The sequence below is a fragment of the Marinomonas sp. BSi20584 genome, from assembly GCF_002792415.1.
Classification (GTDB): Bacteria; Pseudomonadota; Gammaproteobacteria; order Pseudomonadales; family Marinomonadaceae; genus Marinomonas; species Marinomonas polaris.
This window is the reverse complement of the sequence record NZ_KZ454870.1, coordinates 37,001-50,088: the sequence shown is the minus strand read 5'-3', so window position 1 is coordinate 50,088 and position 13,088 is coordinate 37,001. Positions and strand designations below refer to the sequence as shown.

The following is a 13,088-nucleotide window of genomic DNA, read 5'->3' as shown; positions in this document are numbered from 1 at the left end:
TAGTGGGTCTATTATCTTGAGCTATTCACTTTTCTTTAATGACCAAGAAGTCTTTTCTTTCAAGACAAATGCCGATACCCTTTTGCTTTCTACCAGATTCACTTTTAAATAGAGTATTTTATGCCCGAAAATGACGAAGTCATTATCTTAGTCGACGAAAACAACAAGATAATTGGCGATGTGCCACGACACTTAATGAATTTTGGCAGAGACTATCATCGTGTCACTTATATTTTGGTGTTCAACACGGCAGGAAATTTACTCATTCAAAAAAGAACCGATGATAAAGCTTTTTGCCCAGGTTTTTACGGTGTAACCACTGGTGGCGTGGTTGAAAAAGGCGAATCTTATATCGATTCGGCCCACAGAGAACTTCAAGAAGAGCTAGGGTTTGATGCGCCACTCGAAAGCCAAGGCGTATTTTTCACCGAAGGCGAAGGCTTTAAAATTTGGGGCAAGATTTTTACTTGTCACTATGATGCAGCGCTGCATGGTGAACTAACCTTACAGCCCAAGGAAGTCGCTTCCGTTCATGAAATGAGTATCGACAGCATACTCAATAATGCCGATAACATGCCATTTACACCCGACTCGCTTAGTGCATTACAGCACTATGCAAATAAACTTACTCAGCCTCAGCTTGATGATCCGCTTTAGTCCTTTTTGGCTACTAACTTTTTTTATTTCCTCATTCGCTTTGAGTGAGGAACGCTGGCAAAACGATGCCTACATCCAAGACAGTTTTATTAAAATTGCTTTGGAGCGTGAATACAAAGAAACCAAATACCCTAAATTAATCCGCTGGAACAAACCCATTAAACTGTTCTTTGAAAGCGACAGTGGAGACGCTAGCTTGCAAAAAGAACTACTAAGTGTCCACGCTCAGCACCTTGCTCATATAACGGGGCTGTCTATTGACTTCACCAATGATCCTAAACAAGCAAATATTTTTGTTATTTTCACCACCTACGACAATATCGAAAACAAAGTCAGGCAATATATTGGCGACCCAGAAAAAATTCGCGCAGCGCTCAACGAAGCCATTTGCCTAGGAAATTTTAGTCGTAATGGAAAATACGAAATAACCAAGGGAAGTATTATTATTCCTGTTGATTATGCACGCAGAAAAGCACGTTTTTTGGACTGTATAGTGGAAGAAATCACCCAGCTGCTGGGACTCCCTAATGATTCCAATGATGTTTTTCCATCTGTATTTAATGATGTCAGCGTAGATACCTACCTTAGCCCACTGGATTATTTACTACTTAAAGCTCTCTACTCTTCCCATCTCAAACCTGGAATGGATGTTGCACAAACAAAGGCAGCTTTTCCTAAAGTCTTAGCTGAGCTACACGCCAATAAAGACATAGAAAATGCGGCTCAGCGTGTCCAAAAATACAGTCTAAAAACCTACCTAGGTGACTAACTTTCCTCGTGAAAAATCAATCCGTAAACCCTGCCATAGATCAATATAATTAGCCTTTTCAACGACCATCTCATAAATTGTGCTTATTCACTCTGCTTTTCCTGCCCAACTTAGGTAAAATGCGCCAACTGAAAATTCATATCGGAGAGTCCTAATGTTTCCAGAGCTCAAAAATGACCGCTTCTTGCGCGCATTACTCAAACAACCTGTCGATACAACCCCTGTATGGATGATGAGACAAGCTGGACGCTACTTACCAGAATACCGCGCCAGCCGCGCCACAGCTGGTGATTTTTTGAGCCTTTGCAAAAACGATGCGTTCGCCTGCGAAGTTACACTTCAGCCACTTAAACGCTACGACTTAGACGCTGCAATCTTGTTTTCAGACATACTCACCATTCCCGACGCTATGGGATTGGGGTTGTATTTTGAAACGGGCGAAGGCCCTAAGTTTAGACATACTATTCGTAGCAAAGCCGATGTTGATGCCATCCCAGTAACGACAGCGAATGACTTAGGTTACGTAATGAAAGCCGTTACTACGATCCGTCATGCTTTAAATGGCGACGTGCCGTTGATCGGCTTTTCCGGTAGCCCATGGACACTTGCGACTTACATGGTAGAAGGTGGTTCTAGTAAGGACTTCCGTCACATCAAAGCCATGATGTATCGCTCACCTGAGACCTTACATGCGTTGTTAGACAAACTGGCTAAATCTGTTACAGCGTATCTTAACGGTCAAATATTAGCGGGCGCACAAGCGCTACAAATTTTTGATACTTGGGGTGGCGTATTAAGCGGTCCAATGTACCAACAGTTCTCTTTGCTCTACATGAAGCAAATCCTAGACGGCCTTATTCGTGTACACGAAGGCAAAAGAATCCCCGTTATTTTGTTCACTAAAAATGGCGGTCAATGGCTAGAAAACATGGCCGCAACGGGACCTGACGCACTTGGTTTAGATTGGACAACAGATATTGCAGAAGCGCGTGCTCGCGTTGGCAACAGTGTTGCGTTACAGGGCAACATTGACCCCTGCGTACTTTATGCTGGTAAAGATGTCATCGAACGTGAAGTCGAAAACGTCTTGTCTGGCTTCGGCACAGGCAGCGGTCATGTATTTAACCTAGGTCACGGCATCCACCAATTTGTGAACCCTGATCATCCAAAATACTTGATCGATGCGGTTCACGAGCTAGGACGAAAGTACCACGAACCTAAATATGATGACTTAGACGCTTTAAACGGCCTTTAAGAGCCTATTTATAAGCCATCATCAATCAACGCTAACCTTAATAGAACTAGAGGACTAAATTCTATTAAGGTTAAACCACTAAAGACTCATATTCCTGCAAGCATAATTCTTCAGCACTCTTCTTCTGTTTCTTCCAAACTCCATCTGACGCCATTACCAGAGTGTCAAACGCCTCATCCACATAACAACAAACGTGATCAACACCACGCCAGTCCAACCAAGACAAACGTCCCAATAAACGCTCATTGGCAAGCGGTATCAATACTAGCCTCAGCTGCAAATTACTACTCGTGCCTTTGGCTTGATAACAGGCAAGGCTTTGAGGCGAAGACACACTGGATAATTGCACACCGACCCGGTTAGACAATAAAGCGGCAGTATCAGCAAAAAAAGACTCCGAACCCGCTATAAAATACTCGCTTGATGTTATTTTTTTCATTCCAAGCACTCCATTCCTATGAAGATATGTTCACTAAATGTAGATCATAATCATCGAGCCTGTAGCGACTTTTACAATAGAGTGGTATTTTTAGACTAATTAATGCTTTATTCGTATGGAGAAAAGAAATGAAACTAATTACGGCCATTGTTAAGCCTTTTAAACTTGATGAGGTGCGTGAAGCACTTTCTGAAATTGGGATTAACGGCATTACCGTCACAGAAGTGAAGGGTTTTGGGCGCCAACGAGGCCATACAGAACTTTACCGTGGCGCAGAATATGTTGTCGACTTTTTACCAAAAGTAAAACTAGAACTTGCTGTCGAAACAGACATGGTTGAACGCGCAATTGAAGCTATCCAGCACAGTGCGAATACAGGCAAAATTGGTGACGGGAAAATATTCGTTACTGCACTAGAGCAAATCATCCGTATTCGTACTGGTGAAACCGGTGCCGAAGCAATCTAAGCTATTGCCATCTAATTTGGGCAGTTAATTGCTATAAAATAAAAAAGAGGCCTCGGCCTCTTTTTTATTTTTGCAAAATCGTTGGTGCTAACCTTTATCAGGAACCTTAATAGACAGGGTTCCCAAGTAACGATTTTGACGTAACTCAATCTGACGAAAGATAGCAATGATCACAATACTAATCACCAAGTAGATAGCACCTGCCGCCAAGAAAATTTCCATCGGAGTATAGGTTCTAGCAATGATGGTTCGCGCCATACCCGTTAAATCCAAAATGGTAATAGTACTGGCCAATGCACTGCCTTTTAGCATCAAGATAATCTCGTTGCCATAAGCCGGTAACACGATGCCAAATGCACGAGGCAATAAGACTCGTCGGTACATCTGAAACTTTGTCATGCCAATTACTTTACATGCTTCCACTTCACCTTGCGGAATCGCTTGAATCGCGCCACGGAAGATCTCAGCGGTATAAGCAGAGGTATTCAGTGTAAAGGCAATAATGGCACACCAAAACGGCTCTCTCAGTATTGGCCATAAGAAACTATCTCGAACTGCATCAAATTGTGATGCGCCGTAATACACCAAAAAGATCTGAACCAACAGCGGTGTTCCACGAAAGAAAAAGATATAAGCAAAAGGTACCGCTCGAATCCATGCAACCGGTGAAATCCTTGCTAAAGCAATCGGCAAGGCAAAAATACCACCCAACACAATAGAAATAAGCACTAACTGAAGGCTAACCCAAGCTCCTTCCAGCAAACGAGGAAAATATTCAACAACAACCGAAAAATCCATACATTATCCCCTATTCAAACCACGGCTCGCTCGTTTTTCCATATAGGATACGAACACCATAGAGATAATGGTTAAAGCCAAATACATAAATGCCGCGACCAAATAAAACAAAAACGCTTGCTTGGTACTGCTCACTGCAATATTGGCTTTACGCATAATATCGTCTAGCCCGACAACAGACACCAGAGCGGTATCTTTTAGCAAAACCAGAAATAAATTCCCTAGCCCAGGCAGTGCAATTCGCCATACCTGCGGCAAAATAATACGATAGAACTTTCGAATTGGCCCCATTCCTAGAGCGATTGCCGCCTCATGTTGCCCTTTCGGAATAGACTGTAAAGCACCACGAAACACTTCTGTTGCATAGGCACCAAACGTCAAACCAAGTGCCGTCACACCCGCCGCAAATGCACCAACTTCAATATATTCGTCGTAACCAAATAAACCCGCTATCGCCATCAAAACACTGGTGGCACCAAAATAAATAATAAGCACAGTTAGCAGTTCAGGAATACCACGAATAATAGTGGTATAACCATTAGCGATCCATCGGATAACTGCGATAGAGGATAATTTAGCAGAAGCGCCTAATAATCCCAGAATCAAACCAACAAACAGCGAAGACAGCGCTAGCTCCAAGGTAACAACAGCACCTTGCAGCAGCTGATCACCGAATCCATGAAGATCAATCATAGTTTTTTCTCAGAGTAAGCTTAAAGTAGGTTTCTCGGCACGTTAGTACCGAGAAACTCTAAGAAATATCTACACTTAGTAGATAGAGAACGGGAAGTATTTAGCATTGATTTTCTGATAAGTACCGTCAGCCAGAATGGCATCAAGCGCTTTATTCAACTTCGCTTTCAACTTGTCATCGCCCTTACGAATAGCAATGGCAATGTTGTCTGTTTTCATGAAGGCATCACCTTTGAATTCAAATTTAGAACCGCTTTCTGATGTTTTCAACCAGTTATAAGTTGGCAATTCATCGGATAACACGATGTCCAAACGGCCAGAAATAAGATCTAGATAAACGTTGTCTTGGTTATCATAGAATTTCAAGTTAGCTTTACCAGCGAAATTGTCTTCAAGATATTGAGCGCCTAGAGTAGCACGCTGCGCACCGATGGTTTTTCCGTCTAGCTTAGCAAGATCAAATTTTTCACCAACGCGCCCCATGAAACGCAAACCGCCTGAGTAATATTTATTAGTGAAATCGACAACTTTCAAACGATCTTCAGTGATAGACATAGACGCAATGATCGCATCAAATTTGCGTACTTTAAGTCCTGGAATCAAACCATCCCAATCCTGAGTTAGAATTTCACAATCAGCTTCCATTTTTGCACACAATGCGCGAGCAATATCAACGTCAAAACCTTGTGGCTTGCCAGCTTCGTCAATAAAGTTAAACGGTGCCCAAGCCCCTTCCGTTACGAAACGAACTTTATCTGCAGCTTGTACGGAAACAGCTGACAATGCTGCCGTTAACAACAACGCTGAACCCAAAACCATTTTTTTCAATTTCATTGTAATCCCCTTAGTGTATTTGTTTATTTAATCATTTTATATTTTAGAGTTTATTGCTTGAATAACGAAATATTAACTAAAAAACGCTGGATAAAAACGCCTTACAGCGTTCTGATTTTGGTGAACCAAACACTTGATCAGGCGTGCCTTTTTCTTCCACCACACCCTGATGCAGAAACACAACTTCACTAGATACTTCACGGGCAAAGTTCATTTCATGTGTCACAATAAGCATAGTACGCCCTTCTTCTGCCAAATTGCGCATAACAGTCAGCACTTCACCTACTAGCTCTGGATCTAGCGCTGATGTCGGCTCATCAAACAGAATCACTTGAGGATCCATAGCCAATGTTCTAGCGATAGCAACACGTTGCTGTTGACCACCAGAAAGTTGATTAGGATACATGTCCTTTTTCTCTGCGATACCGACCTTCCGCAATAAATGCTCAGCGTATTCAGCGACTTCCTGCTTAGGACGTTTTAGAACATGAAGCGGTCCTTCCATCACATTCTGTAAAATCGTCATGTGCGGCCATAAATTAAAACTTTGAAAGACAAAGCCTATTTGCTGGCGCATTTGAGTAAGTTGCTTCATGTTGTTGGCGACTAAATCCGATTCACCTTGAATCAAATCAAGTTTAGTACCATTAAAAAGAATATCGCCTCGGGTGGGGTTCTCAAGCAGGTTAACACAGCGTAAAAAAGTACTTTTACCTGAGCCACTAGAACCAAGAATTGAAATGACGTCACCATCGTAAGCTTTTAGGGAAATCCCCTTTAACACCTCAATATCACCAAACGTTTTGTGGATATCAATGAGCTCTAACGCCGGGACTTTCGACATGTTTTATACCTTCTTTTATTTTATGAACTTATTATTTTTACCGTGATAACAACGCAACTCTTTAATTGGCAACTAGCTAATCAAACAATCAGCTTACGCAATCAAGTAGAATACAAAAATCACGCCAAGAACAATGTAACCCGTATTTTAAGTTACTTTTTCCAAAGCCGCCTCTTTTTCTTGTCCATTTGGACAGGGGTAGCGCTTTTATTATGAATTTTATTACGTTCTTCTCTTGGCGTAATACCAAAAAAACCTTTGTAGGTTGTACTAAAATGAGGCGCAGATCCAAATCCACACTCCACACCAATCTCTGTAATTGCTTTATCCGTTTGAGTGATCAATTGCTTAGCATGCTGTAAACGTAATTCTAGATAATAACGCGACGGCACAATATCTAAATTACCTTTAAACAGTCGCTCTAGATGTCGCCTAGAAACACCAACATGATAAGCAATATCATCAGATGACAATGGCTCTTGAATATTTGCTTCCATTAGCTGAACTGCTTCAACGAGCTTAGGTTGACCTGTACCAATACGAGCCTGAAGAGGAATTCTTTGCGGATCTTCATGCGTACGAATTCGCTCACAAACAAATTGCTCAGAAATACTACTAGCAAGCGTCATACCGTGCTGCTTACCTATAAGAAAAAGCATCATATCCATCGCCGCTGTACCACCGCTGCAAGTATAACGGTCTCTATCGACTTCAAAAAGATGATTAGAAACGATCGTCTGTAAAAATTCATCTCGTAAGTTAGCAAGACTGCGCCAATGAATCGTGGCGCGGTAGCCATCTAATAGTCCGGCTTTCGCCAATAAATAGCTTCCTGTGCATACCCCACCAAGTCCAACCTGTTTTTTTGCTTGTTTTTTTATCCAATTTTCTAAAGTCAGACTTTCGTTTTTTATCACTGGCGATGCACCACACACAAAAATAGCATCTAAATCGCTTGGCGCATCACTTGTTAGATAGTCTGAAACGGTTGTAACCCCCGTACTTGAAGGAATTTCTCTTTCTTCATGGCTAATAGTACAAAAAGAATAAAGCTCTTTTCCTGTCACCCAGTTCGCCATATGTAATGTTTCAATAGCGGAAGAAAAACCCAACATAGAATAGTGTGGCAAGAGCAAAAAACCGTATTTTAACGGCTTTTTACTTGCCTGCATGATTTCTCTTGATGCGAATTCAGTCTTGTACAAAATATTATCCTGCGAACTATAGACAAAAAAGGAGTTTATTTCGTTTAAAATGGATAACAAAGGTTTTTTTCGTATTGAGCAAGGCTTTTTTAGTCCGATTAACCAGACATCATAACAATATGTCGCAATTAGATAAGTTAGTAGCTATCAAAGGAGTGAAATTTTCATAATAATCATATCCAGAGTCCAAACCGAATACTTTCGTAAAATTGCATTAACAACTAGTTTTATTAAGAACACCACTCACGAGGGATGAGTTCTAATGACTGATTACAAAAAAAACGAATTAATCGAACGTGTTGAAGTAGAAATAAACGAAAACTTTAGCACTGCAGAAGCGAACAACTTGATTCAACTTGCCCACCTCTACTTCCAGGACTCTTTAACGGAAGATTTGGTCAATGAGTCGATAGAAAATCTATACGGCACAATTATCTGCTTATGGGATTTCTTACAGCAACGCCCAGTAAACCAACCTAAGGTTCGTGTCTACAATCCGAACTACGAAGAGCACAGCTGGCAATCTACCCATACCGTTATCGAAATTTTAACGGATGACATGCCTTTCCTTGTCTCATCTTTCAATATGGCACTGGTTCGTCTTGGCCACACAATTCACCTAACAGCGCACCCAGTCGTACCAGTTGATCGTAATAAAAAAGGTGAACTACAAGGCATCAATTCGTCTTCAAAATCACACGAAGCCTTGATGCGCTTTGAAATCGATCGTTTGTCCGACATCAACTTGCTGGATGAAATTAAAGAAGAGCTACTTAACAGCTTAGTCGATGTAAAGAAAACTGTCGCAGACTGGCCTACAATGAAAGCCAAACTAAGCGACATTATCAGCGAATCAGAACAACTTGCGCATCTAAAAAAGAATGAAGAACATCAGGAAATTCTTGATTTCTTACGCTGGGTTGCCAATGACCACTTCACCTTTATCGGCTTCCGCGCTTACGACCTTGCGGTCGAAGGCGACGAAACACACCTTAAATTGGTTGAAGGCTCAGGTCTAGGAACCTTCCGCGACATCAACGATAAGAAAGTAAAACGCGATATCGTTTTACAAGACAACCTAGCTAAATTAGCAGTAGACCCTAGTAACATTCTTGTTTTAACCAAGTCCACGGCGGTCTCCACTGTGCACCGCCCTGTCCACCTTGATTACCTAGGTGTAAAACGCTTTGATAAAAAAGGCAATGTCATCGGCGAATGGCGCTTCTTTGGTCTGTATTCATCTGCCGCTTATATCGCTCGCCTGCAAGATGTTCCGTTATTGCGCAAAAAACTGAATATCATTGTTGAAAAAGCCAATGTGGATCCAAATAGCCACAAGGGTAAAAATCTTAAGCACATTTTAAACAGCTACCCTCGTGATGAGATGCTGCAAGCTCCAGTTGATGAGCTTTTTGGTACCATCGAAAGCATCCTTGCCATTCAAGAACGCCGTCAATTGCGCGTATTCCTTCGCAAAGACATCTATGGCCGTTTCCTGAACGCCTTGGTTTACGTACCACGTGATCGTTACAACACGGAATTGCGTATGAAGATGCAAGACATCTTGATGAACGCTTGTAACGGCACTAGCTCTGAATTCAACGTACAATTCTCACAGCTTGTTTTAGCGCGCGTTAACTTCACTATTCAAATTGCGGACCCTAAACAAAGCCCGACCATCGATGCAGAAGATATTCAGCGTAAGATGCAAGATGCAATGAGCTCATGGGAAGACAAACTGCTAATGGCGCTCCATAAGAGCCATGGCGAAGAAAATGGCAACATCCTTTTCAACGACTATGTACCTTATTTGCCAGCGGCTTATCGTGAAGATTTCTCTCCAAACGCAGCTGTTTTAGACATTGAACGTTTAGGACAACTCGCGGGTGAAGGTGATATTTCAACACATATTTACCGTCAAGTTGGACAAACAAAGAATAATTACTTTTTCAAAGTATATGGCGCGGGTACAACGCTTATCTTGTCTGATGTATTACCTATTTTGGAATGCATGGGGCTACGAGTACTAGAAGCTCGCCCATATGAGCTAGACCAAAATGGTGACGGCACAGCGAACACATGGGTAGTTGAATTTGCCATCAGTGTTGATGCTGATATCAATCTTGATAAAAACTCTCAGCGAGAAGCGTTCCAAGATGCGTTTAACCAAGTCTTCAGCCGTCGTGTTGAAAATGACCGCTTTAACGCCTTAGTACTAAGCGCTTCCTTAACATGGCGTCAAGTCACCATGTTACGTGCGTTGACCAAGTACTTGATGCAATTACAAGTGCCTTTCTCTTTGCAGTACATGCAGCAAACTCTAGAGAAAAATGCAGGCATCGCTCGTCTATTGGTTCAGCTATTCGAACAACGTTTCGACCCTAGCCAAGAAGCAAAACGTGACGAGAAAGTTCAAAAGCTGCTTGAGAAAATCGATCTAGAATTAGATCAAGTTGCCAACTTGGACGAAGACCGCATTCTGAAACACTACCTTTCCGTGATTCAGGCAATGCTGCGTACCAACTTCTACCAAGCCAGCTCTGAAGGCGAAGTCAAAGATTACGTTTCTTTCAAACTAGACCCAACACTGATTCCAGCAGTACCGCTACCAAGACCGAAATTCGAAATTTTCGTTTATGCTCCGTGGGTAGAAGGTATACACATGCGCGGCGGTAAAGTCGCTCGTGGTGGTTTACGCTGGTCTGACCGTATGGAAGATTTCCGTACTGAAGTACTCGGCCTAGTAAAAGCTCAAATGGTGAAAAACGCTGTCATCGTTCCATCTGGAGCAAAAGGTGGTTTCGTTGCTAAACAATTGAAAAAGAATGCTTCTCGTGAAGAAGTACAAGCAGAAGTTATCCACTGCTACACCACCTTCATTAGTGGCTTGCTAGACATTACTGACAACCTTGTTCAAAACGAAGTGGTACCACCACTATCTGTACTTCGTTACGACGAAGACGACCCGTACTTGGTAGTAGCGGCAGACAAAGGCACAGCAACATTCTCTGACTTGGCAAACAGTATTTCTGCGAAATATGGTTTCTGGTTAGGCGATGCTTTTGCTTCCGGTGGTTCTAATGGTTACGACCATAAGAAAATGGGCATCACGGCTCGCGGCGCTTGGGAATCCGTTAAACGTCAATTCAAAGAAATCGGCATCGATTGCCAAACAACTGACTTCACCACGGTTGGTATCGGCGACATGGCGGGCGACGTATTTGGTAACGGCATGCTGTTATCGAAACACACTTGCCTAATCGCAGCGTTTAACCACATGCATATCTTTATCGATCCAACACCCGATGCGGCGACGTCTTTTGTTGAACGTGAGCGCATGTTTAAACTGCCTCGCTCTTCTTGGGAAGATTACAACAAAGAGCTTATTTCGAAAGGCGGCGGTATTTTCAATCGCTCTGCGAAATCCATTCCAATCAATGCGGATATTCGTAAAGCTTTGGGCATTGAAGGCAATATTAAATCTATGGCACCAACAGATTTGATCAACGCCATTCTAAAAGCGCCTGTTGATCTACTGTGGAACGGTGGTATCGGCACCTACGTTAAATCTGAAGGCGAGTCTCACGCAGACGCAGGCGATAGTGCTAACAACGGACTACGTGTAAACGGTAAAGAGCTTCGCTGTAAAATCGTTGGTGAAGGCGGCAACCTAGGCTTAACACAGCTAGGCCGTATTGAATTTGCCCAGAAAGGCGGTTCAATCAGCACCGATGCAATCGATAACTCTGCGGGTGTAGACAGCTCGGATCACGAAGTAAACATCAAGATCCTACTAAACCGCGTAGTTGAAAATGGCGATTTGACCGAGAAGCAACGTAACAGCTTGCTTGCAGAAATGACCGACGAAGTAGGTAACCTAGTATTACGTCATAACCGCGGACAAAGTCATGTTTTGTCCTTGGCAAATGCGCAAGCACCAGTGCGTCTAGCGGATCATTGGCGTTTGATTCAATCTCTTGTCCGTGAAGGCCGTTTAAATCGTGAAATCGAGTACTTGCCTAGCGATGTTCAGATCAAAAAACGCTTAAACAAAGGTCAAGGCTTAACTCGTCCTGAAATTTCTGTATTACTGGCTTATTCGAAAATCAAATTGTCTGAGCAATTGGTAGAAGACGGTATTGGTGAAGATGTCGACTTGACCACTCAAATCAATGAGTACTTCCCAACTCAGTTGACCAAACACTTCGGCGGCCAAATGGCGTCTCATCCGTTGATTCAAGAAATCATTGCTGGACATGTGACGAACAACCTAGGCAATCGAATGGGGCCAACTTTCAGCACCTACATGCAAGAAGAGACCGGCGCGTCTTCTTTGAATGTTGTTCGTGCTTACATGGCTGCGGAAGACATATTTGGCATTCCAGCACTTTGGGATGCAATTAACGGTCTAGACTTCATAGTAGCTAACCCTGTATTAAACAGCTTGTTGATCCGCATTCAGGGACTTCTAGAGCGTGCAACACTTTGGCTATTACGTAATACTCGCGAAAGCTTGTCTATTCAACGCTTAAAAGACACTTATAAACCAGGCGTTGAAGTGATTAGAGCCAATATGCAGGCGATTTTGACAGAATCTAGCCAAGCGCATCTGGCCGATATTGCAGCAAGCCTTGTCGAGCAAAATATCCCAGTAGAAGTAGCGGAAAGACTATCATCTCTTCATTACCTGTTCTACGGATTAGACATCATTCGCGTCGCGGCAAATACCGAGACCGAAGTATTAGATGTCGCTCAAACTTACTTCGCGCTTGAAATGGACTTAGAGTTACATTGGTTGCGCCATAAAGTTAGTGAGTTATCAGCTGACGATATGTGGCAACGTCGTGCAAAAGCAGGCCTAGGCGACGAAGTGGATAATAGTTTAAGAACCCTCACCCAAGAGGTCATTCAGTCCAGTGTCGATATCAAGAAACTGGAACAACGTCTGACTCATTGGCGCGAATCAAATAATGACAGCATCAAGCATTACCGTGCGACTTTTAGTGAAATAAAAGCCGAAAGCGAATTAACACTTGCTATGGTAACTGTCGCTATTCGTGAGTTGAGAAATCTGATATAAACCTATAGGTGGCCGCCATTGCAGCCACCTATTTTTAAGAGGTCTTT

11 protein-coding genes are annotated in these 13,088 nt (G+C 42.6%); 5 read left to right on the top strand and 6 right to left on the bottom strand.

What is annotated here, in order from left to right; all coding sequences use genetic code 11:
- Window positions 1–120 precede the first annotated feature (120 nt).
- From TY87_RS02995 to hemE, 3 genes are all read left to right on the top strand, one after another.
- On the top strand, window positions 121–657 hold the full coding sequence (locus TY87_RS02995; protein ID WP_100185936.1) for an NUDIX hydrolase: 537 nt from the start codon (window positions 121–123) through the stop codon (window positions 655–657).
- Window positions 614–1,426, top strand: coding sequence for a DUF2927 domain-containing protein (locus TY87_RS02990; RefSeq protein ID WP_232617050.1), 813 nt, complete (start codon window positions 614–616; stop codon window positions 1,424–1,426). Before TY87_RS02995 ends, TY87_RS02990 begins: the two co-directional genes overlap by 44 nt.
- A 154-nt stretch (window positions 1,427–1,580) precedes the next feature.
- Window positions 1,581–2,681, top strand: coding sequence for a uroporphyrinogen decarboxylase (gene hemE, locus TY87_RS02985; RefSeq protein ID WP_100185935.1), 1,101 nt, complete (start codon window positions 1,581–1,583; stop codon window positions 2,679–2,681).
- 70 nt (window positions 2,682–2,751) lie between these two features.
- On the opposite strand, the gene TY87_RS02980 is transcribed toward hemE, so the two are convergent.
- Complete coding sequence (locus TY87_RS02980; protein WP_100185934.1) at window positions 2,752–3,120, bottom strand: hydroxyacylglutathione hydrolase; 369 nt, start codon at window positions 3,118–3,120, stop codon at window positions 2,752–2,754.
- Window positions 3,121–3,248: 128 nt separating this feature from the next.
- On the opposite strand from TY87_RS02980, the gene TY87_RS02975 reads away from it, so the two are divergent.
- Window positions 3,249–3,587 carry a P-II family nitrogen regulator gene (locus tag TY87_RS02975; protein ID WP_012068833.1) on the top strand — a complete coding sequence of 113 codons (339 nt, stop codon included), beginning with the start codon at window positions 3,249–3,251 and terminating at the stop codon, window positions 3,585–3,587.
- An 87-nt stretch (window positions 3,588–3,674) separates the two neighbouring features.
- Here TY87_RS02975 and TY87_RS02970 read toward each other — a convergent pair whose 3' ends face one another.
- The 5 genes from TY87_RS02970 to TY87_RS02950 form a co-directional block, all read right to left on the bottom strand.
- Window positions 3,675–4,385 carry an ABC transporter permease gene (locus tag TY87_RS02970; protein WP_100185933.1) on the bottom strand — a complete coding sequence of 237 codons (711 nt, stop codon included), beginning with the start codon at window positions 4,383–4,385 and terminating at the stop codon, window positions 3,675–3,677.
- 3 nt (window positions 4,386–4,388) lie between these two features.
- A complete protein-coding gene (locus tag TY87_RS02965; protein WP_012068831.1) occupies window positions 4,389–5,078 on the bottom strand; it encodes an ABC transporter permease in 690 nt (229 codons plus the stop codon).
- A 75-nt stretch (window positions 5,079–5,153) separates the two neighbouring features.
- The gene (locus TY87_RS02960; protein WP_072839525.1) at window positions 5,154–5,912 is read right to left on the bottom strand and encodes a transporter substrate-binding domain-containing protein; all 759 of its coding nucleotides are present in this window, start codon (window positions 5,910–5,912) and stop codon (window positions 5,154–5,156) included.
- Between the two features lie 76 nt (window positions 5,913–5,988).
- A complete protein-coding gene (locus tag TY87_RS02955; protein ID WP_072839524.1) occupies window positions 5,989–6,756 on the bottom strand; it encodes an ABC transporter ATP-binding protein in 768 nt (255 codons plus the stop codon).
- Between the two features lie 152 nt (window positions 6,757–6,908).
- Window positions 6,909–7,928: a GlxA family transcriptional regulator gene (locus TY87_RS02950; protein ID WP_072839523.1), complete on the bottom strand. Its 1,020-nt coding sequence runs from the start codon at window positions 7,926–7,928 to the stop codon at window positions 6,909–6,911.
- Window positions 7,929–8,223: 295 nt separating this feature from the next.
- Here TY87_RS02950 and TY87_RS02945 point away from each other — a divergent pair, with 295 nt between their 5' ends.
- Window positions 8,224–13,041 (top strand): NAD-glutamate dehydrogenase, encoded by a 4,818-nt coding sequence (locus TY87_RS02945; protein WP_100185932.1) that lies wholly within the window; start codon window positions 8,224–8,226, stop codon window positions 13,039–13,041.
- Window positions 13,042–13,088 lie beyond the last annotated feature (47 nt).